This window comes from [Clostridium] fimetarium (assembly GCF_900111235.1).
Taxonomy (GTDB): Bacteria; Bacillota; Clostridia; order Lachnospirales; family Lachnospiraceae; genus Clostridium_N; species Clostridium_N fimetarium.
Genome location: NZ_FOJI01000002.1, coordinates 385098 through 411067 on the forward strand (window position 1 = coordinate 385098; position 25970 = coordinate 411067).

Sequence of the window (25970 nt, forward strand, 5' to 3'; positions counted from 1 at the left end):
CTAGGCTAATAAGATGAATGATTTCAAGAGAGGATTTGTGGTATGTATAGAGATAATACAAAGGTCGTTAAAATTGGAAATAAGTTAATCGGTGGTGGAAATCCAATACTTATTCAGTCTATGACAAATACAAGAACCGAAGATATAGTTTCTACAGTTAAGCAAATCAACGATCTTGAGGCAGTTGGATGTGATATTATTAGATGTACGGTTCCGACAATGGAAGCTGCCGCTGCAATCAAAGAAATTAAAAAGCAGATTAATATTCCACTTGTAGCTGATATTCATTTTGACTATAGAATGGCTATTGCTGCAATGGAAAACGGTGCTGACAAAATCCGAATTAATCCTGGGAATATCGGAAGCATTGAAAACATCAAAGCAGTAGTAGATGTTGCAAAAGCAAGAAATATTCCGATTCGTATAGGCGTAAACAGTGGATCCCTTGAAAAATATCTAATTGATAAATATGGAGGAGTTACTGCGCAAGGTATAGTAGAAAGTGCTTTAGATAAAGTCAAGATTATTGAAGAATTAGGATATGACAATCTTGTTGTAAGTATCAAATCTTCTGATGTAATGATGTGTGTGAGAGCACATGAATTAATTGCAGAAAAAACCAAATATCCATTGCATGTAGGGATAACGGAATCAGGAACAATATTTAGCGGAAGTATTAAGTCGTCGATAGGATTAGGGATTATACTGGATAAAGGAATTGGGGATACAATCAGAGTTTCATTAACGGATAACCCAATCGAAGAGATTAAAGCTGCCAAAATTATTCTAAAAACGTTAGGACTTAGAAAAGGTGGAATAGAAGTGATTTCATGTCCTACTTGTGGAAGAACCAAGATTGATTTAATTGGATTGGCAAAGGAAGTAGAAGCTATGACTGCTGAGTTTGATTTGGATATTAAAGTCGCAGTTATGGGTTGCGTAGTAAATGGTCCAGGAGAAGCAAAAGAAGCCGATTTGGGTATTGCAGGCGGCGATGGCTGCGGTGTTCTTATTAAAAATGGCGAAATTATAAAAAAGGTACCTGAGAGCGAACTTTTAGATGAACTAAGAAAAGAACTTACACATTGGAGTTGAGATATTTGTACAAATTTTATGAAGTATTTTCGTCACTCAGGCTACCTGAGGACATAAAAGATTATTTTGAAGAGGTAGAAGTTGTGAAAGTAGCTAAAACCTCGACAAATACGCTAGTAAAGGTATACTTAAAGAGTTCAAGACTGATACATAAACAAAACATTTATAAAGTGGAAGAAGCGTTAAAAAAACAAATCTTTCGTATTAAAAATATGAATGTGCGTATTATTGATAGATATGAACTTTCGAAACAGTATTCACCTAAAAAGATAATGGATATTTACTATGATAGTATTTTATTTGAATTAGAGAAATATTGGACTTTGGAATATTCGTTATTAAGAACATCAAAATGGGTCTTTGAAGATGAGGACAAATTAGTCTTGATTTTTGAGGACTCTTTTTTGGCGCGAACATATGCAAAAGATCTAACGTCTTATTTTGAAAAAGTATTTTTGAATCGATTTGGATTTGAAATTGATGTGGAGAACAGGTATGTTGAGAAAGCTGCGAATCAATATGAAAAAGAGAATGAATATCAGCTTAATCTTAGGGTAAAGGCAATTGAAGATTATGCGAATCAGTCCGGGCAGGATAATGAAGTATCTGGAAATGCAAGTGGTTTCTCCAATGCTTCAAAAACGACAAAAGCAGATAATCAAACTGGTTCTAATTTTGCAAAATCAAAGCCAGAAGAAAAGCGTAAAGGTAATAAGGGCAGTTATGATAGCAATTCAAAGTCATATAAAAGAAGACCAGAAAATCCAGATGTTCTTTATGGAAGAGACTTTGATGAAGAACCAATTCCAATTGAACAGATAATATCTGAAATGGGAGAAGTTGTAATCGAAGGTCAGATTCGTTTTCTTGACCAGAGAGAAATCCGTAATGAAAAGACAATTCTGATGTATGATGTAACAGATTTTACAGATACAATTACGGTTAAAATGTTTGCAAAAAATGACCAGCTTCCAGAGTTACTTGAATTTATAAAAGAAGGAAATTTTATTAAAATCAAAGGCATCGTTATTATTGACAAATATGACAAAGAATTAACCATGGGCTCGGTTACTGGTATCAGGAAGTCAACTGATACAAGAAGCAAAAGAAATGACATATCGTTAAACAAAAGAGTTGAACTACACTGTCATACAAAAATGAGTGATATGGATGGTGTATCTTATGCTGGAGACATCATTAACCAGGCAATTCGCTGGGGTCACAAGGCAATTGCAATTACAGATCATGGAACTGTGCAAGGATTTACTGAGGCATTTCATAAAATCAGAGATATTGAGTGGGCTTATAAGAAACGGGGAGAAGTTCTTGATTTTAAGGTGATATATGGTGTAGAAGCGTATCTTGTAGATGATATTAAAGAAATGGTTGTAAACTCTAAAAATCAATCACTGGATGATTCCTATGTTGTGTTTGATTTAGAAACAACCGGATTAAGTGCAGATGCCGATCAAATAACTGAAATTGGAGCGGTAAAGGTTGTAAATGGAGAAATTATTGATAGGTACACTACTTTTGTTAATCCAGAAGTTCCGATTCCCTTTAAAATCGAAAAGCTTACCGGAATCACTGATTCTATGGTTATCGATGCGCCAAAGATACAAGAAATTATGCCTAAATTCTTAGAATTTTGTGGTGATAGTACGCTAGTAGCTCATAATGCAGAATTTGATATGAGTTTTGTTAAAAATAAAGCAGGTAAGATGGGATTTGAAGTTAATAATACAGTAGTTGATACACTTTCTATCGCCAGATTTTTATTACCAACGCTTCATAATTTTAAATTAGATACATTATCGAAACACTTTAGTGTATTACTACAAAATCATCATAGAGCGGTTGATGATGCAGAGGCTACCTCGCAAATATTTATTAATTTGTGCAGGATGCTAAAAGATAGAGATATATTTACATTAGGTGATTTAAACGAACGTGGGGAATTTGATGAACTTGCAATTAGAAAATTGCCATCATCTCATGCAATTATTCTCGTTTCGAGTGAAGTGGGGCGAGTGAACTTATATAGACTTATATCAGCCTCACATTTACAATTTTTTAATAAGCGTCCGAAGATTCCAAAAAGTATGTTTAGCAAATATCGGGAAGGCTTGATTCTGGGAAGTGCGTGTGAAGCTGGAGAATTGTATCAAGCAATACTACATGGACATGATGACAATGAAATTGCTAGAATAATCAATTATTATGACTATTTGGAAATTCAACCACTCGGGAATAATAAATTCATGTTTGAAAAGCCAGATATTCCAGTTAATTCAAATGATGACTTAATTGAAATCAATAAAAAAATCGTCAAACTAGGAGAAAAATTTGATAAGCTAGTTGTAGCTACTTGTGATGTGCATTTTCTTAATCCAGAAGATGAAGTTTATAGAAGAATTATTATGGCTGGCAAAGGTTTTTCGGATGCTGATGATCAAGCGCCATTATATCTTAGAACAACAGAAGAGATGCTTACGGAGTTTGATTATCTAGGCCCGGATAAAGCGGAAGAAGTAGTTGTCACCAATACCAATAAGATTATGAATTTGTGCGATAAAATAGAACCAGTCAGACCAGATAAACACCCTCCTGTTATCGAAAATTCTGATCAGACACTTAGAGATATTTGTTATAAACGTTCACATGAACTATATGGAGAAATCCTTCCGGAAATAGTAATAGAGCGTTTAGACAGAGAACTGACTTCTATTATTACAAATGGTTATTCGGTTATGTACATTATTGCGCAGAAACTTGTTTGGAAGTCGAATGATGATGGTTATCTAGTTGGATCGAGAGGTTCTGTAGGTTCATCATTTGCGGCCACAATGGCTGGAATTACAGAGGTTAATCCACTTAGTCCTCATTATCTATGCTCAAAATGCTTTTACAGTGATTTTGAGTCTGAAGAAGTAAAGACATTTTCTGGAGGTGCTGGTTGCGATATGCCAGATAAGATGTGCCCTGTATGTGGTGAAAAACTGAAAAAAGAAGGGTTTGATATACCGTTTGAAACCTTCCTTGGATTTAAAGGAAATAAAGAACCAGATATCGATCTTAATTTCTCTGGTGAATATCAAAGTAAAGCACATGCCTATACAGAAGTTATATTTGGAAAAGGACAGACATTCAAAGCTGGAACAATTGGAACATTAGCAGAAAAAACGGCATATGGCTATGTGAAAAATTATTATGAAGAACGTGGTCAGGATAAGAGAAACTGTGAAATAAACAGAATTGTTAAGGGTTGTGTGGATGTGCGAAAAACTACGGGACAACATCCCGGCGGTATTATTGTGCTTCCAATTGGAGAGGAAATACATTCATTTACACCAATACAGCATCCAGCAAATGACATGACGAGTAATATTATTACAACACATTTTGATTATCATAGTATTGATCATAATTTATTAAAACTTGATATCCTTGGGCACGATGATCCCACAATGATTCGTATGCTTCAGGATCTGACAGGAGTAAATCCTTTGGATATTCCACTAGATTGTAAGGAAGTTATGTCATTGTTTAAAGACACAAGTGCACTTAAGATTCAGCCAGCTGATATTGGTGGATGTAAACTTGGAGCGCTTGGAATTCCCGAATTTGGTACTGATTTTGCAATGCAGATGCTTATTGATACGAAGCCAAGATATTTTTCTGATTTGGTTCGTATCGCAGGACTTTCTCATGGTACAGATGTTTGGCTTGGCAATGCACAGATTCTTTTACAAGAAGGGAAAGCAACCATATCAACAGCAATCTGTACACGTGATGATATTATGACTTATTTGATTCATATGGGAATGGACACAGAACTGTCATTTACAATTATGGAAGCTGTTCGTAAAGGAAAAGGCCTTAAGCCTGAATGGGAAGAGCAGATGGTTACAGCAGGTGTGCCAGATTGGTATATCTGGTCTTGTAAAAAAATTAAGTACATGTTTCCCAAAGCGCACGCAGCAGCATATGTAATGATGGCTTGGCGAATTGCTTACTGTAAAGTATTCTATCCGTTAGCATATTATTGTTCCTACTTTAGTATTCGTGCAAATGCTTTTTCTTATGAAATAATGTGTATGGGAAGAGACACGCTCGAAATACATTTAAAGGATTATAAAGCGAGAAATGATTTAAAACTACTTACGCCAAAAGAAGAAAACACGCTCAAAGATATGAGAATTGTTCAAGAATTATATGCAAGAGGGTTTGACTTTATGCCAATTAATCTTTTTAAAGTAAAGGCAAAGCGTTTTCAAATAATAGATAATAAGATAATGCCAGCACTGATAGCAATTGATGGTCTAGGAGAAACAGCTGCTGAGTCAATAGAAATCGCCTCAAAAAAAGGTTCATACCTCTCAAAAGATGATTTTAAACAACGCGCAAAAATCGGTAAAACAGTCGCAGATTTATTAGATTCATTAGGAATCCTAGGTGATATGCCAGAAACGAATCAGTTGTCAATGTTTGATTTGTAACAAGTATAGGATTGACAGAGCAGATATCAGAAATGCAAAGAGAAATAGATGTTAGATATAATAAAATACCGCGTATTACTAGAAGCTATATATAGTTTCTAGTAATACGCGGTATTTCGTTAACAAAGTGGCAATAGATTATAAAATTTTATTCATTAATAACATCATCTTTAAGCTTGTTGGCACTTCTCTTTTCTTTCAAAAAAGCAACGATTGCTGGAATAATAGATATTAATATAATTGCAATTACTACAATAGAAAAATTGTCTTTTATAAAAGGTAATTGACCAAAGAAGTAACCGGCCCCTAGCATAAATGTAACCCATAAAAATCCACCTAAGACATTATAGATAATAAAGTGACCGTAGTGCATCTTACCAATACCTGCAACGAATGGTACAAACGTTCTTATGATAGGAATAAATCGTCCTAATACAATAGTCATTGAACCATGTTTCTCATAAAAATGTTGTGCTTTATTAAGATATTCTTTATTGATAAGCTTTGAATCTGGTTTCTCTAAAAGACTATTGCCTATTTTCTTTCCTATATTATAATTCACGGTATCACCAGCTACTGCACTGATAAAAAACACAAAGAATAAAAGGAAAATGTTAAGTGATCCAATTGAAGCTAGTGCACCAGTGGCAAATAAAATAGAATCGCCTGGTAAAAACGGTGTAAAAACTAATCCTGTTTCACAAAATATTATTACAAATAGAAGTCCATATGTCCACATTCCATAATTTTGTATTATAGTAGTTAAGTGTTCATCAAGATGTAATATTAAATCTATTAATGTTTTTATGATTCTCATGTTTTTTTCTCCATTCATTGTGTGCTTTTATTCATCCACCATTGTCAGAAATTCATCTACTAGAGTTGGTGAAAAAAAATTATTCATTATTAAGTAAAGTAAAATCGGCATAACCAAAATCATCCGAGATAAAAATATAGTCCTGATTTGGACAACGTATGAATTATATCATAGAAATATATGAAAATACAAGCAAAAAGTAGATACTTTAAAATTTATAAATGATAAAATTAGTAAAAAATACTTGCTAAAACACTTGAAATAGTGTATTATATCGAAGTAGCTGTTTTCTGGCTAATTGGTCAAGCGGTTAAGACGTCGCCCTCTCACGGCGAAATCAGGGGTTCGACTCCCCTATTAGCTATTTTGTAATTTATTAGTAACTAGTTTTAGAGTGGACGAAAGTCCACTCTTTCGTTTTACTAAAGGGTAAAATTTTAAAATTGTGATCAGAAAGAAAGGCGATTAGTATATGACAAAGAAAGAAATTTATGAAAACAAAACAGAAACATTAATAACTCCGTTAATCAAAGCGAATAACTTTGAACTTGTTGATGTAGAATATGTAAAGGAAGGAAGTACTTCCTATTTACGTGTTTATATTGATAAGGAAGATGGAATCACAGTTGAAGATTGCACTTTATTAAGTAGAGCGTTTAATTTAATACTAGATACGAATGATTATATCGATGATACTTATATATTTGAAGTGAGCTCACCTGGTTTAATGAGACCATTAAAAAAGGATAAAGACTTTCAAAGAAATCTTGGTAAACAGGTTGAAATCAGATTATTTAAATCGCTTGACAAGCAAAAAGAGTTTGAAGGTGAATTAAAGTCTTTTGATAAAGATAACATAACTGTAATGATGGAAGATGAAAAAGAAATTATATTTAAGAGAATAGATATCGCATTAGTTAGATTGGCATTTGATTTTTAACTTACAGAAAATAAACATAAATTTAGGAGGATAAATGAAATGAACAAAGAATTAATAGAAGCGTTAAACGCATTGGAAAAGGAGAAAGATATAAGTAAGGATATCCTATTAGAAGCAATAGAGAATTCTCTTATAACAGGATGCAAACAGCATTTTGGAAAATCTGATAATATTAAAGTTAAGATTGATAGAGAAACAGGGGATTTCTTCGTATTTGCAGAAAAAGAAGTAGTAGAAGAAGTAACAGACCCAATTCTTGAAATGAGTCTTGTAGAAGCACAAAATATTAGCATAAAGCATCAAATTGGTGATATTGTAAATGTTGAAATAAAATCAAAAGAATTCAGCCGTATTGCTGCACAAAAAGCAAAAAATATTATTTTGCAGAAGATTCGTGAAGAAGAAAAGAGATCGGTACTTAATGAATATTCAGCAAAAGAAAAAGATATTGTTACTGGTATAGTTCAAAGAATTAGTGGTGATAAGATTAGTATTAATCTTGGAAAAGTTGATGTAGTGCTTCTGCCTAAAGAGCAAGTTAAAAATGAAGTATTTACACCAACAGAAAGAATTAAACTCTATGTGGTTGGTGTGAGTGAGACTGCCAAAGGGGGAGTGACAGTTAAGGTTTCAAGAACACATCCTGATCTTGTTAAAAGATTATTTGAATCTGAAGTAACAGAAGTTAGAGATGGAACAGTAGAAATCAAAGGGATTGCTAGAGAAGCAGGTTCAAGAACAAAGATGGCTGTATGGTCACATAATCAAGATGTTGATCCAGTCGGAGCTTGTGTTGGCTTAAATGGGGCAAGAGTGAATACAATTGTCAATGAATTAAGAGGCGAGAAGATTGATATTATCTGTTGGAGCGAAAACCCTGCAATACTTATTGAGAATGCATTAAATCCCGCAAAAGTTGTATCGGTTATAGCAGATGATGATAGAAAAACTGCTCAGGTTGTCGTTCCAGATTATCAGTTATCACTAGCAATTGGTAAAGAGGGACAAAATGCAAGACTTGCAGCTAGACTTACAGGCTTTAAAATCGATATAAAGAGTGAATCTCAGATGAAAGAAGCAGAAGAAGCAAAAGAAGCAGAAGATGCAATAGAATCTGATGAATTAGAAGAAAATATAAATGATATTGAATCAGATATTGTTGAATAATAAATATTAAGAAAACATTTAGGAAGTGATAGTGTGAGTGTGAAGAAAAAGATACCACAGAGACAGTGCATTGGATGCAAAGAGATGAAAAATAAAAAAGACATGATTCGAGTACTGAAAACTTCAGAAGAAGAATTTCTCATAGATATAACTGGTAAAAAGAATGGACGTGGTGCATATATTTGCCATAACGAAGATTGTCTCGAAAAAGCAATCATAAGCAAAGGACTAGAACGATCATTTAAAACGGTTATTCCAAATGAAGTCTATGAAAGTCTTAAAAAGGAGTTGAATAGTATTGAAACAAGATAAAGTATTATCATTGATTGGTTTGGCACAACGTGCGGGAAAAGTTGCTAGCGGAGAATTCGCAACGGAAAGAGCAGTTAAAAAAGGCGATGCATCTGTAGTCTTTGTAGCAGAGGATTCTTCTGACAACACAAAAAAAATGTTTAATAATATGTGTACTTTTTATAATGTGCCGATTTATATTTATAGTGATAAAGAAACACTTGGGCATGCAATTGGTAAGGAGTTTCGGTCATCATTGGCAGTGTTGGACGTAGGATTAAAGAATGCAATTGAGAAAAATATGAATAGTGTGGAATAAATAATTTTGTAATAAGATTGTGTGTTTGGCATAAGTTAAATGCCCAGAAGAGAGGTTAGATGGCAAATATGAGAATTCATGAATTAGCAAAAGAGATAAATGTTCCCAATAAAGATATAATTGGAATATTGAAAAATAATAGCAGAGACAATCTTACTCATATGAGTAATGTTTCTGATGTTGAAGTATCATTAATTAGAAAATCAGTAAATAATTCAGGCGTAAAACCTTCAACAACAGTTGATAAGCCAGTAAAGAAAGAGATGGGTAAGCCTACGGATAAAACAATAAGTAACTCCAATAAAAATACAGAGGTTAATACAAATGTAAAACCAACTGATAAAGCAACTGTTAAAGCAACAGTAAATGAAACTGTTAAAGCAACAGTAAATGAAACAGCAAAGACAACAGATAATTCAACTACTAAAGTAGCTGATCATGTAACTGTTAAAGGTTCTGATAGCGCATCAGATAACGCTACAACAAATACGATAGTAAAAAACACTGCCGATTCTACAGAGAATAAGACAGATGAAGCAAAAAAATCACATATTACTCAAGTATATAATCCACAAAACAGTTCTAGAGGACGTGAAGGCCAAGGAACTCAGGGTGGATATAGAGGAAATAATAACAACGGTAACCAAGGTGGATATAGAGGAAATAATAACAATGGTACCCAAGGAACCCAGGGTGGTTATAGGGGAACTAACAGCAATACAAATCAAGGTACTGCAGGTGGATATAGAGGAAACAACACCACAGGTGAAGGAACTACAGGCGGATATAGAGGAACCAACCCTACTTCTGGTCAAGGAACTACAGGCGGATATAGAGGAACCAATCCTAATACATCTGAAGGAACACAGGGTGGATACAGAGGAAACAATCCTACTGGCGGCCAAGGATCTACAGGCGGATACAGAGGAACCAACCCTAATCCAGGTCAAGGAACATCAGGCGGATACAGAGGAAACAGTAATTATCAAGGGCAAGGAACTTCTGGTGGATATAGAGGAACTAACCCTAATCCAGGTCAAGGAACTACAGGCGGATACAGAGGAACTAATCCTAATCCAAATCAAGGAACTTCTGGTGGATATAGAGGAACTAATCCTAATCCAGGTCAAGGAACTACAGGTGGATATAGAGGAAACAATAGTACTGGCTATCAAGGAACAGCAGGCGGATATAGAGGAAACAATAGTACTGGCGGTCAAGGTACTACAGGTGGTTACAGAGGAAATAACACTACAGGTGGCCAAGGTACAACAGGTGGATATAGAGGAAACAACAGCACAGGTGGTCAAGGTACTACAGGTGGATACAGAGGAAACAACACTACAGGTGGTCAAGGTACTACAGGTGGATACAGAGGAAACAACAGCACAGGTGGTCAGGGTACTGGCGGCGGATACAGAGGAAACAACAGCACAGGTGGTCAGGGTACTGGTGGTGGATACAGAGGAAACAACAGCACAGGTGGTCAAGGTACTGGTGGTGGATACAGAGGAACTTCAGGCCAAGGTGGTCAAGGTGGATACAGAGGCGCTGCAGGACAAGGCGGAAGAACTGAAACTACAGAAGAAAAATTTGTTATCGCAACAAAACCAGGAGCTAGAAGTTCTGATTATAAGGGTGGGAAAGTTAATAATAAACCACAAAAAGACAGAGATGTTAAAGAAAACCTTAAATTTGTAAATTATAAGAAAACTATAATTCCTCAAAAACCAAAAGAAGAAGTAATAAAGAATCTTATTCTTCCAGATGTTCTTACAATAAAAGAACTTTGTGATAAGATGAAAGTAACACCTTCAGTAGTAGTTAAAAAACTGTTCCTCACAGGCAAAGTAGTAACAATTAATCAGGAAATAGATTATGATGCAGCAGAAGAAATCGCTCTTGAATATAATTGTGTTTGTGAACATGAGATTAAGATTGATTACATTGCAGAATTGCTTAAAGAGGAAGAAGAAGGAACTGAATTATTAGTTGCAAGACCTCCTGTAGTTTGTGTAATGGGTCATGTTGATCACGGAAAGACTTCACTTCTTGATGCAATTAGATCTACAACAGTAACAGCTAAAGAATCTGGTGGAATCACTCAAAAAATTGGTGCATATACAGTGAATGTTAATGGTCAGAAAATCACATTCCTTGATACACCGGGACATGAAGCATTTACAGCAATGAGAATGCGTGGAGCACAGTCAACAGATATTGCAATTCTTGTAGTTGCTGCTGATGATGGTGTTATGCCTCAGACAATAGAAGCTATTAATCATGCAAAGGCAGCAAAGATTGACATTATTGTTGCAATTAACAAGATTGATAAGCCAAATGCTAATATAGAAAAAGTAAAACAAGAGCTTACAGAATATGAACTCGTTCCAGAAGAATGGGGCGGAGATACAATATTTGTACCTGTTTCAGCACATACTAAGGAAGGCATTGATTCTCTTCTCGATATGATTATCCTTACTGCTGAAATGCGTGAACTTAAGGCTAATCCAAATAGAAATGCCAGAGGTATCGTTATTGAAGCACAGCTCGATAAGGGCAAAGGCCCAGTTGCTACAATTCTTGTACAAAAAGGAACATTGAAAGTTGGCGATAATGTTGCTGCTGGTTCATGCTATGGTAAGATTCGTGCAATGACAGATGATAAGGGACGTAAAGTGAAAGAAGCTGGTCCATCAACTCCAGTTGAAGTATTTGGACTTAATGATGTTCCTAATGCAGGTGAAATCTTTGTTGCAACAGAAAATGATAAAGAAGCAAGAAGCTTTGCAGAAACATTTATTAGAGAAGGAAGAGAAAGATTACTTGATGATACAAAAGCCAAACTTTCACTTGATGACTTATTTACACAGATTAAAGCTGGTAATGTTAAAGAACTTGGAATTATCATCAAAGCTGATGTTCAGGGTTCAGTAGAAGCGATTAAACAAAGTTTAGTAAAACTTTCAAATGAAGAAGTTGCAGTTAAGATTATTCATGGTGGAGTTGGTAATATTAATGAATCAGATGTTATTTTAGCATCTGCATCGAATGCAATTATTATTGGATTTAATGTAAAACCTGATAATCAAGCAAGAATAGTTGCTGATAATGAAAAGGTTGATATGAGACTTTACAAGATTATCTACAATGCAATTGAAGACGTTGAAGCAGCACTGAAAGGTATGCTTGAGCCAATTTATGAAGAAAAGATTATTGGTCATGCACAGATTCGCCAGATATTTAAATCTTCAGGCGTGGGTAACATTGCCGGTGCGTATGTAACTGATGGTAAGATCACTAAGAATTCAACAGTAAGAATCAAGCGTGGAGAAAAGCAAATTTTCGAAGGTCCTTTAGCATCACTTAAGAGATTTAAAGATGAAGTGAAAGAAGTTAAAGAAGGCTATGAATGTGGATTTGTATTCGAAAAGTTTAGCGAGATAAAAGAAGAAGATATAGTAGAAGCATACCAAATGGTAGAAGTACCACGCTAGCATTGAGCTATGCATAGAAAAAATATATGGATTGAAAATATGAGCTTGCTCATATTTTCAAGTAATATATTTTATCTATATAGGGCGAACGCCCGTTTTATGCATTTTCCGTATTACCAACCCAACCCGTCAATCCCAACCCCGTAGTTATATCCACCAACGAAAGGACATTTATATGAAAAAAAATAGTATAAAAAACACAAGAATCAATGGTGAAGTTCAAAGAGAATTAAGTAACATTATTCGTAGTGAAATTAAAGATCCTAGAATTGATCCAATGACATCTGTTGTTACTGTAGAAGTAGCACCAGACTTAAAGACATGTAAAGCATATATCAGTGTGTTAGGTGATAAAGAATCACAGAAAAATACAATCCTTGGACTGAAAAGTGCAGAAGGATTTATACGTGGCAGGTTAGCTCAGACAGTTAACTTAAGAAATACTCCTCTAATCATATTTGTTCTGGATCAGTCAATTGAATATGGCGTAAATATGTCTAAACTGATTGACAGCGTTAATAAAAATACAAGTAGTGATAAAAACACAAATAGTGAAGAAGCTACAAATAGCGAAGAAGCTACAAGTAGTGAAGACTCTACAAATAGTAATGAAGATAATCAGTAATTTAAATTATTGATTTAGTTCAGAAAGGATCGTTATTTCATGAATATGAGATTTGAACTTGCTGATGCAAAAACAGTGGGAATTACAGGCCACGTTAGACCCGATGGGGATTGCGTTGGATCTGTAATGGGACTGTATAATTATATTAAAAAAAATATGCCGAATATTGAAGTGGATGTATATTTAGAACAACCAGGCAAAGAATTTTATTATATTAAAAATCTTGATAAAATCAAACCGATTGCTGATGAAACAAAAGAATATGATGTATTTATAGTGTTAGATTGTAGTGATATCGAGCGTATAAAACCATTTGCACAGTGCTTTTTAAATGCAAAGAAAACAATATGTATTGATCATCACGCTAGCAATAGCAATAACGCATTTGCAAATAATAATCTTGTGATGCCAAATTCTAGCTCATCATGTGAAGTTCTTTATGGCACTTTAGAAGAAGATGAAATTGATAAAGATATAGCAGAGTGTATATACACTGGAATCATACATGATACCGGTGTATTTAAGTACAGTTGCACTTCCGATATTACGATGGCTATTGCAGGAAAACTTATGGCAAAAGGGATTGATTATTCGGATATTATTGATAATAGTTTTTATAAGAAAACTTATATACAAAATCAGATTCTTGGAAGAGCATTACTTGAAAGTATACTTTTCTATGATAAAAAATGTATCTATTCAGCCATTTATAAAAAAGATATGGAATTTTATGGAGTAGATGGTAAACAACTTGGTGGTATAATTGAACAATTAAGACTAACTGAAGGCGTGGAAGTCGCTATTTTCTTATATGAAACAGGAATGAATGAATTTAAAGTGAGTATGCGTTCTAAAAAATATATCAATGTTTCTAGTATTGCTGTACATTTTGGTGGCGGTGGACATGTTCGTGCTGCTGGGATTACTATGCAGGGAACGGTTCACGATATTATTAATAATATCGGAGCGCAACTAGAATTGCAGTTTAGCGCTATTGATAAGTAATAAATTAATATTAAGCAAGTAATGGGATCAATTAGGAGCAGTTAAATGATTAATGGAGTAATTAATGTTTACAAAGAAAAAGGATTTACTTCTCATGACGTAGTTGCAAAACTTCGAAAGCTTATTCATCAAAAGAAAATTGGTCACACTGGTACGCTTGATCCAGATGCGATTGGAGTGCTTCCAGTATGCCTTGGACATGGAACCAAGCTTTGTGATATCCTTACCGATAAGGATAAGGTATATGAGGCGGTGATGCTTTTAGGAACAACTACTGATACACAAGACATTACAGGTAAAGTATTAACAAAAAATGCTGTAAACGTAGATGAATGTCAAGCAGTAGAGGCGATTGAGAGTTTTTTAGGTGAATATAATCAGATTCCACCGATGTTTTCTGCTTTAAAAATTAACGGTAAGAAACTATATGAACTTGCAAGAGCTGGTATCGAAGTGGAGCGACAACCTAGATTAGTTACAATCAAATCCATAAATGTAAATGAAATAGATTTTTGTGAAGATGAAAAGACGGTAACATTTACGGTTGAATGTACGAAAGGAACCTATATTAGGACATTATGTCAAGACATTGGTGAAAAATTAGGTTGTGGAGCTTGCATGAAAAGCTTGAAACGTACAAGGGTAAGTAAATTCCAGTTAAATGATAGCCTTACGCTTGGCCAAATTGCTGAGTTAGTGGAAAAAGGGAATTTTTTAGATCATGTAATTCCAGTAGACGAAATGTTTCCTAATTATAAAAAAGTCGTAATATGCGCAGAATATAATAAACTTTTATATAACGGTAATTCAATACTAGTCGAATATGCGAAACCAAATGAACATGAATTGTTTGATTTGGAAATGGTCAGAATATATGATGAAGATTCTGCATTTATTGGCATATATAGATTAGAAGGCAATGTTTTCAAATCTGTTAAAATGTTTTATGATGCAGAAAATTAATTCGTGATAAATGAAAGTGTGGTGTGAACGTATTTGAAGTACATACATGAAACCGAAGAATTTGAAATAAATGCGCCAACGGTAGTTACTTTTGGGAAATTTGATGGCGTTCATAGTGGACATCAGAAATTATTTGCAATTGTAAAGAAAAAGGCTAAGGAGCTTAATGTTCTAAGCGTTGCAGTTACATTTGATAAAATACCACTCAGTATCTGTCCATCAGCACAGCAACATTTTATTACAACCAATTTTGAACGAAAAGATATCATAGAAAATTTAGGTCTTGATATCTTAATTGAATATCCATTTACAGAAAACTTTATGCATACTGAGCCAGAAAATTTCATAGAAGAAGTAATCGCAAAAAAGCTCAAAGCGAAATGTGTCGTAATCGGACCAGATTTTTGCTTTGGTAAAGATAGACGTGGAAATGCAGATATGATATGTCAATATGGTGAAAAATATGGATACGAAGCAATCGTTGTTGAAAAAGAAAAATATGAGGACAGGGAAATTAGTAGCACATTTGTAAGGGAAGAATTGAAAATCGGTCATATGGAAACTGTAAATATGCTTTTGAAAAGACCCTATTCCATTAAAGGTATTGTCGTTAAGGGAAATCAATTTGGACGTACAATTAATGTTCCTACCGTAAATATATATCCAACGGACTGTAAGTTGTTGCCACCTAATGGAGTATATTCTTCAGAAACGATAATTGATGGAGAAGTGGTGTTAGGAGTTACCAATATTGGTACAAAGCCAACGGTACACGATGGAAAGACGATAAGTGTTGAAACTAATTTGTTTGATTTTAACAAGAATATTTATGGGAAAAATATTGAAGTTTGTTTGAAACATTTTCAACGCCCAGAGATGAAGTTTGATTCAGTGGAAGCATTGAAAAAGCAAATGGAAAATGATGCGGCGTTTGCAAAAGAGCTATTTATGATACAGTAAGCGATATAAAGATATGTGAAAAATGAGTAAATATATAAACACCATAGAAATAACTTGTAATTATAATTAGCTTATGATAAAATTAAAAGGTATATTGATTAGCCAATATTCAGGTATAGGAAACTCCGACCTTTATCTTAGTATTAGGCGATTGAAAATAAGGAGGATTATCAAAATGATAACCAAGGAAAAAAAATCAGAAATAATCGCAGCTTATGGTAGAACACCAAGTGACACTGGTTCACCAGAAGTTCAAATCGCAATCTTAACAGAAAGAATTACTGAGTTAACTGAGCATTTGAAAGTTAATAAGAAGGATCATCATTCAAGAAGAGGACTTCTTAAAATGGTAGGTCAAAGAAGAGGTTTACTAGACTACCTTAAGAAATCTGACGTTGAAAGTTATCGTGTATTGATTGAACGTTTAGCAATCAGAAAGTAATTCTTATATTTATGGGGCGGAGTAATCCGCCCCAAATTTTATGTGTAGCAAATTGCGCCGTGGTTACTAAGGGATATAATGCAAAGTAATGCAGTGCAGTTGAGCCATGCACAAATGGATTTCACTCAAGTATGTATATATAGAAGCAGATCACCGAGACCACTGAAAAGCCCATTTTTTAATGTTATCGTATAGTCACAAAGTGAGTTTTTCAGTTGTTTCGGACGCTTCTACAAAAAATAAAAAATAAGAGTTTTTGAAGGAGAAGATTATGTTCAAAAGTTTTAGTATGGAATTAGCTGGCAGAACCCTTACAGTAGATGTAGGTAGAGTGGCAGCACAAGCAAACGGTGCAGTATTTATGCACTATGGTGATACAGTAGTTTTATCAACAGCAACAGCATCAGTTAAACCAAGAGAAGGAATTGATTTCTTTCCACTTAGTGTTGAATACGAAGAAAAATTATATTCAGTTGGTAGAATACCTGGTGGATTTAACAAAAGAGAGGGTAAAGCTTCAGAGAATTCTGTTTTGACATCACGTGTTATTGATAGACCTATGAGACCTTTATTCCCACATGATTATAGAAATGATGTTACACTCGACAATTTAGTAATGTCAGTAGATCCAGATTGCAGCCCAGAACTTACAGCAATGTTAGGCTCAGCTATCGCTACATCAATTTCAGATATTCCATTTGATGGCCCTTGTTCAACAACAATTGTTGGCTTGGTTGATGGTGAATTTGTTATTAATCCAAATGCTGCACAAAGAGCTGTTTCAGATCTTGTGTTAACAGTTGCGTCTACAGCTGACAAAGTTGTTATGATTGAAGCTTCTGCAAATGAAGTTACAGAAGATAAAATGATCGAAGCAATTTTTGCTGCAGATGATATGAATAAAAAAGTAATTACGTTCATCAATACAATTGTTGCTGAATGTGGCAAAGAAAAGCACACATATACAAGTTGTGCAGTTCCAGCTGAATTATTTGCAAAAATGAAAGAAATCGTTACTCCAGCTGAAATGGAAGTAGCCGTTTTTTCAGATGAAAAACAAGTTAGAGAAAATAATATAAGAGAAATCACTAAAAAATTCGAAGAAGCATTTGCTGACAATAAAGAATGGTTAGAAGTACTTGATGAAGCAATTTATCAGTATCAAAAGAAAACTGTTCGTAAAATGATTCTTAAAGATCACAAACGTCCAGATGGTAGAGCAATCACAGAAATGAGAGCACTTTCAGCTGAAATAGATCTTTTACCAAGAGTTCATGGTTCAGGTATGTTTACACGTGGACAAACTCAGATTCTTGCAATTGCTACTTTAGCTCCTTTGTCAGAAGCGCAAAGAATTGATGGTCTTGATTCTGCAGAAACATCTAAAAGATATATGCACCACTATAACTTCCCTTCATACTCAGTTGGTGAAACAAGACCATCTAGAGGTCCAGGACGTCGTGAAATAGGACATGGAGCATTGTCAGAAAAAGCATTAATGCCTGTTCTTCCTTCAACAGAAGAATTTCCATATGCAATTCGTACAGTTTCAGAGACTATGGAATCAAATGGTTCTACATCACAGGCAAGTATTTGTGCATGTACACTTGCACTTATGGCTGCTGGTGTTCCAATCAAAAAACCAGTTGCTGGTATATCAACAGGCCTCGTAACAGGCGATACAGACGATGATTATATCGTTCTTACAGATATACAAGGACTTGAAGATTTCTTTGGCGATATGGACTTTAAAGTTGCAGGAACTCATGATGGAATCACAGCTATCCAATTGGATATGAAAATACATGGTTTAACAAGACCAATCATTGAAGAAGCAATCAGAAAAACAAAGCTTGCTAGAGAAATAATCCTTACAGATGTTATGGAACCAGTTATTGCAGTTGCTAGAGCTGAAGTTGGAAAATATGCACCTAAAATCATCCAAATCAAGATTGATCCAGCTAAGATTGGTGAAGTTGTTGGACAAAGAGGAAAAACAATCAATGCGATTATCGAAGCAACTGGAGTTAAAATCGATATCACAGATGATGGAGCAGTTTCAGTTTGTGGCGTTGATCAAGAAAGCATGGATAAAGCTCTCGGATATATCAAGACAATTACAACTGATTTATTAGAAGGAATGGAAATCGAAGGTAATGTTATAAGTATTAAAGAATTCGGTGCATTTATTGAATTCGCTCCTGGAAAAGAAGGAATGGTTCATATTTCTAAGATTTCTAAAGATAGAGTTGAACATGTTGAAGATGTTCTTTCAATTGGACAGCATGTTAGATGCGTTTGCCTAGGAAAAGATAAGATGGGCAGAACAAGCTATAGCATTAAAGATGTAAAATAATCGTAAATAGCAGATAGTAAATAGACAAATAATCAAAATTAGTTGCCATGATAGGTTAGATAAATAGCCGATCATGGCAATTAAAATAAATAAGTGAAGGTAAAATACTAAAATGATAGATCAAAATTGCGCATATTGCGTTGAAGGTGAATTAGTAGCAAAGTTTGGTATTAAGATTTGTGAATTGGATACTTGCAAAGTATTCTTATTCAAAGAACAAAGTCATCCAGGCAGATGTGTTGTAGCGCATAAAGAACATGTTGGTGATATGAATGACCTTACAAGCGAAGGAAGAAGTGCTTACTTCGAAGATATTGCAAAAGTATCAAGAGCTATTATGGCTGCATTTCATCCAGATAAAATCAATTATGGAGCGTATGGTGATACAGGTCACCACCTTCATTTTCACCTTACACCAAAATACAAAGATGAATATGAATGGGGCGGAACATTTGCTATGAATCCAGATATTAAATATCTTTCAGAAGTAGAATATGCAGAAATGATTCAGAAGATTAAAGATAATCTTTAAGTTAAAAGTTGTAGTATAATATTATCAATTAATAATAGGAAGATAAAAAGATAGCGTAGAGATTCATTTCTCTGCGCTATTTTTTATGGTTAGAAAACTTTCCTTTTTCCTTCCTAATTAATTTGTATAGGAAGGTTCCTTTTTTAGTCCTGCAATTTCATTTCAATAACAAGATAATGTGATACGCCATTGGATTTTACGAGTATATTTTCTTCAGTGATTTCCAAAGCATCTTTGGGGCTGAGCTGAACGCCGTTAATATCGGATTCGCCCTCAATTTGTACTAAATATGCTTGTCTATTTTTCTTAACGGCTAGTTCTATTTCTTTTTCATTATCTAGCTCTAAAACATAGATATTGACATCTTGGTTTATTTTTATTGGGGCATCCCCAGTTTGACCAGAAACAATTTTAAGCCATTTATCTTTTCTAAGATTCCAATCAAACATATAATCTCCATAATGAGGTGTATACCCATTTTTATCAGGTAAAATCCATATTTGAAGGATTCTTAAGATTTCGTTGCCATAGTTATGCTCACTGTGATATACGCCGGTTCCTGCACTCATATACTGAACTTGACCACGTTTCAATGATCGTTTGTTTCCCATGCTATCTGCATGCGTAAGTTCACCATCTACGACATAAGATATAATTTCCATATCTTTATGGGGATGCGTATCAAATCCTTCCTCTTGGTCAATTAAATCATCATTGATGACTCTCAAAACTCCAAAGTTCATATTGTTTGGGTTATAATAGCCTGCAAATGAAAAGTGAAAAATACTTCTAAGCCAACCAAGATTACTTTTGCCCATATTTTGCATTTCTATTTTTCGAATCATAAGTGTACCTCATTTCTAAATATATTTAAATTTCTATGAAATTAGTGAATAAATATGCGGGTTGCATGTTAAAACTAATCTTAAAGAGTAAGTTATTATTTGAATTTTACATATTCATTTTGTGGCTTGCGATAGCCTCTAACTCTAACACTTGTGTTATCCATTTTTCCCATTGTAATCATTAGTACTGGAATTTCGTTTTCTGGAATGTCGAAAATGTTTCGTACTTTATCTTGATCAAAATAGATCATTGGGCAACTATCCCAGCCTATATTTTTTGCCAATAAAAGAAATAACATTGATGATATTGAAGCATTTCTTATGGCTTCATCGTGTTGAAATGCTTCACCACCATATTCATATAAACCATTTATGGCATTTATCATATTATCATATTCTTCCTCATCGATAATTTTAAGGAATTTTGATGCTTCAAAGATCTCTGAAGCCTTTTTATATGCGTCTTTATCACCTGTTACAATAATTGTTGCAGATGATGTTAATACTTTATATTGATTATTGGAAGCTTCATACAATTGCGCAAGTACTTCCTCTGATTCACCTACATAGTAATGTGCATGTTGTAAGTTAAAACAAGAAGGTGCATTTGATAAGTCCTCAAAAATCGTTTCAAAATCTTGTCTAGGTATCTTAATTCCCTTTAGGAATTTATTAGCGGAACGGCGTTCCCTCACTACTGTTTGAAATTGGTCCATGTTTTTATTCTCCTTTGTATCTATTTGTTTTTATATTCATTTTGTCTATTCTTCTTAAGAATCTTATTATCCAAAGAATCTTATTGTATTAACGAAACATTTTGCGTAGATGAATCTAACATTGTATTAACGAATCTTATTGTATTAAAGAATCATGCATTGCAAATAATTTTACTGTTAAATCTTTTTTGAAATCATCGTCTAAACCACTAAATAATTCATCAATAAACTGTTTATGCTTTGGGAAAATATCTGAAATATATTTTTCACCTGTTTCTGTCAGGCAGACATAAAAAACTCTTTTATCTTTTTCACAATTCTTTCGATACACAAAACCTTTTTTTTGCAATTTGTCTATTACATAGGAAATAGTACCGCTAGTCACTAAAATACGTTCTGCAACTTTTTGTACAGGCTGTTCACCTTTGTGTAATAGCATCTCTAAAACACCAAATTCACTCATGTTTAAATCAAATTCTTGTATTTCCTTTTCTATTTTTGATAGTAAAATGTTGTAAAATCTAGTGGTTGCAATTACTAATTTTAGATTTACATCACTCATATTCAGACCTCCATTTCTGTAACTTTTGTATCTTGATTTTGTATCTTTGTATAAGTATCGGAAAAATTATATTTAAATAATGATAATATTATATTTCGAGATAATTAATGAATGATAATATCTTGAACTCAAGATAACTATATTCTAATATTATCTTGATGTCAAGACATTATTGGAAATAATATAGAATGGATAATATATCAAAATATTTACTAAGCACAAATAAGTTGTTGTACTAACAGAAATGTGACTGGAAGTTGATTGATATAAAGTTTACATGATAAATAATAATATTGACAGAAAATGATGGGTTGTGGTAAAATATGTTTATTAGATTAAACTAATAAACATATATCAGAATAAATTTAAGGAGTAATAATATGCCATTTAATATAAAAGCAAATATAGATATTATGACAATTTTTAAAGATTGCATTCCGATATTCTCGGTTTTAAATGATGAGAAAAGACAGGAGATTATCCTTATAATAGCGGAATATCCAGTGAAAGGGATTATAGTAAATGAAATAACAGAGCGTATGAATTTATCAAGACCTGCAGTGTCCCATCACCTTAAAATTTTAAAACAAGCAGGGATAGTTGGTGTAATTAATAAAGGAGTTGAAAATTATTACTACTTAACTTTGAAATCCGCTGTCGAGAATTTAAAAAGGTTGACAACTACAATAGAAAATAATTGCGACTTAATATAGAAATTAATGATTAAACTAATAAATTATAAAAACTTAATGTTAAAAAGGAGATATATAGAAAATGAAAAAATACTACTATCGTTCTAGACAATATATGCTGAGTAAAATACAACCACTTATTCCTTGGCGGATACCCAAGTTCATCTCAGGTGCAGGTAGTATCTACAGGATACCTCGAATAATAAAACAGGATGGGGTGAAAAAAGTTTTAATTATAACTACTTCAGGATTTATAAAACGGGGTAGTTTAAGTGAGCTGTTTGATGAGTTTGAAAAAGAGAATATACTGTATACAATTTTTGATAATGTTCTGCCTGACCCATCTATTGAATGTATTGAAGATGCTGTCAAAGTTTATCGTAAAGAAGCGTGTGAAGCGATTGTAGCAATAGGAGGCGGTTCTGTTATGGACTGTGCTAAAGTTGTTGGTGCAAGAATTGTAAAGCCGGCAAAAAGTGTAATTCAAATGACCGGCTTATTCAAAATTAGAAAAGAACTTCCACCTCTATATGCAGTGCCTACGACCGCTGGTACTGGTTCTGAAGTAACAGTAGCTGCAGTAATAACAGACAGCAGCACTCATTACAAATATGCAGTAAGTGACACTTGTCTCATTCCGAAATATGCAATATTGGATCCTCAATTAACATGTGGACTGCCGCAAAATCTGACTGCTGATACAGGAATGGATGCACTGACGCATGCAGTTGAAGCATATATTAATAAATTTGCTTCAAAGGAATCAAAAAAATATGCGCTCGATGCAGTCAAATTGATCTTTAATAATCTCACAAAAGTATATGAAGACGGAAACAATTTAGAGTTACGAGAAAATATGCTTATGGGTTCTTATTATGCCGGACTGGCATTTACTAAGGCATATGTGGGTTATGTACATGCAATTGCCCATGGTCTTGGCGGTTTGTATGGAGTACCTCATGGTCATGCGAATGCTGTTATTCTTCCAGTGGTATTGCAGGCCTATGGAGAAGCTATACACAAGGAGTTAGCTGAATTAGCAGACGCTGTTGGTATTAGTGGAAAAACACAGCAAGAAAAATCTCGAAACTTCATAAGTGCTATTAACCAAATGAATCAAAGTATGGGTATTCAAAATAAGCTGAATGTTGTAAAAAAGGAAGATATTCCTGAAATCATAAGGCGAGCTATGAAAGAGGCAAATCCAGCTTATCCTGTACCCGTTATCTGGAATGAAAAACAGTTAAGAAGTGTTATCGAGCTTTTGTGATTATTTGTAAATGAATTTTTAATAGGAAAATAGTATATAAATTTATAATGTAGATTTTTTTAATAATCTATTTTGTTATTCCGCCTAGGTTCTTTTTTTACAGCTATATGCTTTTTTTTCTGCCTAATAAAAAAGGTTTCTTTATGTTTAGCCCTTTCCGACTCTTTTTTTAGCATATTATAATTGTGCCAGCGCTTTTCACTAAGGGTACCATTTTGCAAAGCGGTTTTCACGGCACAACCGAGTTCAGTTTTATGGGAGCAGTTTTTGTATTTACATTTGAGTATGATAGTTTCAATATCTTCAAATGTTTGGAAGACACCTTCATCAGCTTCCCACATCCCCAGTTCTCGCATTCCAGGTGTATCAATAATCATTGCGCCACCAGGTAATTTAATGACTTGACGATGAGTGGTAGTATGATGTCCCTCGGAATCACCTTCTCTGATTTCATTTGTATCCATAATATTCTCACCTAGAAGCGTATTCGCAAATGTGGATTTTCCAACACCAGATGATCCTAGAAATACAATTATTTTTCCTTTTTCAAAATATTTGTTCAGCTCATCCATGCCATAGCCTGTAATTGAACTTATCGCATATACATCAACACCTACTGCAGCTTCTCTGGTCAACCGTATTTTTTCATTTGCATCGTCGGATAGGTCAACTTTTGTCAAAATAACAACTGGTATGCCACCGCTTTGCCAGGCAAGCGTTAGATACCGTTCCATGCGGTTCAAATTAAAATTATGATTTAAGGACATCATTATAAATACATAATCAAAATTTGCCGCAATTGTTTGCTCACCCATTCCGGGTGTCGGGTTATTTCTTAAAAATCCAGTCTTTCGTTCTTTCGTTCCAACAATAAGGCTATCTCCAAACGGATTTATGATAATATCCACCTCATCGCCTACCGTTGGAAACTTCACTTCCAGTTTCATATTGTAATACACTCCAGTTTTTAGCTTTGCATAGAGGGTTTCACCTAAAACCTCAACTTCATACCTGTCTCTATGCACTGCAACTACAAATCCCTTTTCTTTTTCTTCCAAATTATACTCCTTTTTCTGAGCATAAAAGTACCATAGCATAGGCCTGATATATATTTTAGCAACATAATCCACTTAAAAATGGACACAAAAAAAGACACTCTGATATGCGTCTTGTTAAAAGCAATATTCATATAAGGACAAGGAATGGCATACGTAAATTTTATGCCCGATATTTAATTAATAGTAAATCACCATTTCTCTCATCATTTTACATTCCTCCTTGACTTATATTTTTGTTGTATTTACTTAGGCAACGCTAAGTGATTTTAGTATATCATATATGGCGTTAATGTCAATTTGTTTATAGGTAGAAGAGATAGACATTTTGTTTGAAAGACACATTTATTGCAAAGTAAGAATTATATGATGAAGATGAAATAAAATGAATTTTAAAATTGGTTTATTAGATATAAAAGTTATGTTATATTAAAAGCAAGGTAGAAATAATGGAATTAATTGGAATGTATTATTGAATCATCCTAATTCGTTCAATTAATATACAAATGATATACAAATAATATACAAATAATATACAAATAATATACAAAGGGGGAAAAATGAAAATATTAAAGAAGGTAGTACTACTAATAGTGGGTGGTGTGTTAGTGTTAGTTGGTATGATTCTTGCTGTTTTTGTAGGAATAAATTCTTTTCAAAGGCAACCAATGTTTGACATAGGAAGATTTATTTCTCTCGGAGGAGTAATTGCTTGTCCTATGATTTTGGGAACCATAATAATTATATTATCTGTAAAAAAGGAGAATAAAAGAAAGATAATTTTAGTAGCAGAGTCAGTAATGCTTTTTATGTATGTGAATATTATTTTTATTCTTGTTTTTGGAGGGTTTCGTATATTTCAGTCCGGTCATAATAATCAAAGTTTATTGGAGTATATTAAATTTAACAGTAATTTTATACCTTTTAAAACCATATATAATTATTTTTCAATTTATTTTGCTGGTCATATTAACATGAGCATCGTCATAGAGAATTTGCTGGGTAATTTTATGATGTTTATGCCTATGGGCTTTCTGCTTCCAGCAATATTCAAAAAACAAAATAAGTGGTTTCTATTTTTAGCAACGCTAGCATCAATATTGCTTGGTATAGAAGTGGCACAGTTAATATTTAGATTAGGCAGTTGTGACATAGATGATTTCATATTAAATATGGCCGGGGCTTGTTTGATTTTTGCAATAATAAGAAAAGGTATTATAAAGAAGTTTTTAAATAGAATGCTGTTGATATAAGTGCGGAATGGATTGTGAACTAGTTCGAATTAGAAAATATTGGTGGCATGTAAGAATTGAATATTGTTA

General features: G+C 33.7%; 22 protein-coding genes and 1 tRNA gene. 18 read left to right on the plus strand and 5 right to left on the minus strand.

Translation table 11 applies throughout. From position 1 onward, the window contains the following. Window positions 1-42 precede the first annotated feature (42 nt). Entirely contained in the window at window positions 43-1095 is a 1053-nt protein-coding gene (ispG, locus tag BMY18_RS04125) for a flavodoxin-dependent (E)-4-hydroxy-3-methylbut-2-enyl-diphosphate synthase (protein ID WP_092450837.1), read from the plus strand. Further along, window positions 1092-5594 (plus strand): PolC-type DNA polymerase III, encoded by a 4503-nt coding sequence (locus BMY18_RS04130; RefSeq protein WP_408644810.1) that lies wholly within the window; start codon window positions 1092-1094, stop codon window positions 5592-5594. The genes ispG and BMY18_RS04130 overlap by 4 nt, the downstream gene beginning before the upstream one ends. 148 nt (window positions 5595-5742) lie before the next feature. Here BMY18_RS04130 and BMY18_RS04135 read toward each other — a convergent pair whose 3' ends face one another. Further along, window positions 5743-6411 (minus strand): DedA family protein, encoded by a 669-nt coding sequence (locus tag BMY18_RS04135; RefSeq protein WP_092450841.1) that lies wholly within the window; start codon window positions 6409-6411, stop codon window positions 5743-5745. A 292-nt stretch (window positions 6412-6703) separates the two neighbouring features. On the opposite strand from BMY18_RS04135, the gene BMY18_RS04140 reads away from it, so the two are divergent. The 13 genes from BMY18_RS04140 to BMY18_RS04200 all read left to right on the plus strand — a co-directional run bounded on the left by BMY18_RS04140 (window position 6704) and on the right by BMY18_RS04200 (window position 19508). After that, window positions 6704-6775: transfer RNA gene (locus tag BMY18_RS04140), tRNA-Glu, on the plus strand. Window positions 6776-6883: 108 nt separating this feature from the next. Beyond that, complete coding sequence (rimP, locus tag BMY18_RS04145) at window positions 6884-7351, plus strand: ribosome maturation factor RimP (RefSeq protein WP_092450843.1); 468 nt, start codon at window positions 6884-6886, stop codon at window positions 7349-7351. A gap of 39 nt (window positions 7352-7390) precedes the next feature. Next, entirely contained in the window at window positions 7391-8518 is a 1128-nt protein-coding gene (gene nusA, locus BMY18_RS04150) for a transcription termination factor NusA (protein ID WP_092450845.1), read from the plus strand. A 33-nt stretch (window positions 8519-8551) separates the two neighbouring features. Then, window positions 8552-8830 (plus strand): RNase P modulator RnpM, encoded by a 279-nt coding sequence (rnpM, locus tag BMY18_RS04155; RefSeq protein ID WP_092450847.1) that lies wholly within the window; start codon window positions 8552-8554, stop codon window positions 8828-8830. Beyond that, window positions 8817-9128, plus strand: a complete 312-nt coding sequence (locus tag BMY18_RS04160; RefSeq protein ID WP_092450849.1) for a L7Ae/L30e/S12e/Gadd45 family ribosomal protein — start codon at window positions 8817-8819, stop codon at window positions 9126-9128. The genes rnpM and BMY18_RS04160 overlap by 14 nt, the downstream gene beginning before the upstream one ends. A gap of 59 nt (window positions 9129-9187) precedes the next feature. Next, window positions 9188-12625, plus strand: a complete 3438-nt coding sequence (infB, locus tag BMY18_RS04165) for a translation initiation factor IF-2 (protein ID WP_330385935.1) — start codon at window positions 9188-9190, stop codon at window positions 12623-12625. A 175-nt stretch (window positions 12626-12800) separates the two neighbouring features. Next, window positions 12801-13250, plus strand: coding sequence for a 30S ribosome-binding factor RbfA (gene rbfA, locus BMY18_RS04170; protein ID WP_092450851.1), 450 nt, complete (start codon window positions 12801-12803; stop codon window positions 13248-13250). A gap of 39 nt (window positions 13251-13289) precedes the next feature. Beyond that, on the plus strand, window positions 13290-14255 hold the full coding sequence (locus tag BMY18_RS04175) for a DHH family phosphoesterase (protein ID WP_092450852.1): 966 nt from the start codon (window positions 13290-13292) through the stop codon (window positions 14253-14255). A 45-nt stretch (window positions 14256-14300) separates the two neighbouring features. After that, on the plus strand, window positions 14301-15218 hold the full coding sequence (gene truB, locus BMY18_RS04180) for a tRNA pseudouridine(55) synthase TruB (protein ID WP_092450854.1): 918 nt from the start codon (window positions 14301-14303) through the stop codon (window positions 15216-15218). Window positions 15219-15251: 33 nt separating this feature from the next. Continuing rightward, window positions 15252-16178: a bifunctional riboflavin kinase/FAD synthetase gene (locus BMY18_RS04185; RefSeq protein ID WP_092450856.1), complete on the plus strand. Its 927-nt coding sequence runs from the start codon at window positions 15252-15254 to the stop codon at window positions 16176-16178. Between the two features lie 175 nt (window positions 16179-16353). Then, window positions 16354-16620 (plus strand): 30S ribosomal protein S15, encoded by a 267-nt coding sequence (gene rpsO / locus BMY18_RS04190; RefSeq protein ID WP_092450858.1) that lies wholly within the window; start codon window positions 16354-16356, stop codon window positions 16618-16620. A 271-nt stretch (window positions 16621-16891) separates the two neighbouring features. After that, entirely contained in the window at window positions 16892-18976 is a 2085-nt protein-coding gene (locus BMY18_RS04195; protein ID WP_092450860.1) for a polyribonucleotide nucleotidyltransferase, read from the plus strand. 112 nt (window positions 18977-19088) lie between these two features. After that, window positions 19089-19508, plus strand: a complete 420-nt coding sequence (locus BMY18_RS04200; RefSeq protein WP_170841286.1) for an HIT family protein — start codon at window positions 19089-19091, stop codon at window positions 19506-19508. A gap of 143 nt (window positions 19509-19651) precedes the next feature. Here BMY18_RS04200 and BMY18_RS04205 read toward each other — a convergent pair whose 3' ends face one another. The 3 genes from BMY18_RS04205 to BMY18_RS04215 all read right to left on the minus strand — a co-directional run bounded on the left by BMY18_RS04205 (window position 19652) and on the right by BMY18_RS04215 (window position 21631). Continuing rightward, complete coding sequence (locus BMY18_RS04205) at window positions 19652-20353, minus strand: pirin family protein (RefSeq protein WP_092450862.1); 702 nt, start codon at window positions 20351-20353, stop codon at window positions 19652-19654. A 95-nt stretch (window positions 20354-20448) separates the two neighbouring features. After that, window positions 20449-21069 (minus strand): nitroreductase family protein, encoded by a 621-nt coding sequence (locus tag BMY18_RS04210; RefSeq protein WP_092450864.1) that lies wholly within the window; start codon window positions 21067-21069, stop codon window positions 20449-20451. Between the two features lie 136 nt (window positions 21070-21205). After that, window positions 21206-21631 (minus strand): MarR family winged helix-turn-helix transcriptional regulator, encoded by a 426-nt coding sequence (locus tag BMY18_RS04215; RefSeq protein WP_092450866.1) that lies wholly within the window; start codon window positions 21629-21631, stop codon window positions 21206-21208. A gap of 380 nt (window positions 21632-22011) precedes the next feature. On the opposite strand from BMY18_RS04215, the gene BMY18_RS04220 reads away from it, so the two are divergent. Then, on the plus strand, window positions 22012-22344 hold the full coding sequence (locus tag BMY18_RS04220) for an ArsR/SmtB family transcription factor (RefSeq protein ID WP_242940956.1): 333 nt from the start codon (window positions 22012-22014) through the stop codon (window positions 22342-22344). 61 nt (window positions 22345-22405) lie between these two features. Continuing rightward, the gene (locus tag BMY18_RS04225) at window positions 22406-23593 is read left to right on the plus strand and encodes an iron-containing alcohol dehydrogenase (RefSeq protein WP_092450867.1); all 1188 of its coding nucleotides are present in this window, start codon (window positions 22406-22408) and stop codon (window positions 23591-23593) included. 59 nt (window positions 23594-23652) lie between these two features. On the opposite strand, the gene rsgA is transcribed toward BMY18_RS04225, so the two are convergent. Beyond that, complete coding sequence (gene rsgA / locus BMY18_RS04230) at window positions 23653-24651, minus strand: ribosome small subunit-dependent GTPase A (protein ID WP_170841287.1); 999 nt, start codon at window positions 24649-24651, stop codon at window positions 23653-23655. A gap of 557 nt (window positions 24652-25208) precedes the next feature. Between rsgA and BMY18_RS04235 the strand changes: the two genes are divergently transcribed. Next, window positions 25209-25901 carry a VanZ family protein gene (locus tag BMY18_RS04235; protein ID WP_092450871.1) on the plus strand — a complete coding sequence of 231 codons (693 nt, stop codon included), beginning with the start codon at window positions 25209-25211 and terminating at the stop codon, window positions 25899-25901. Window positions 25902-25970: the final 69 nt, after the last annotated feature.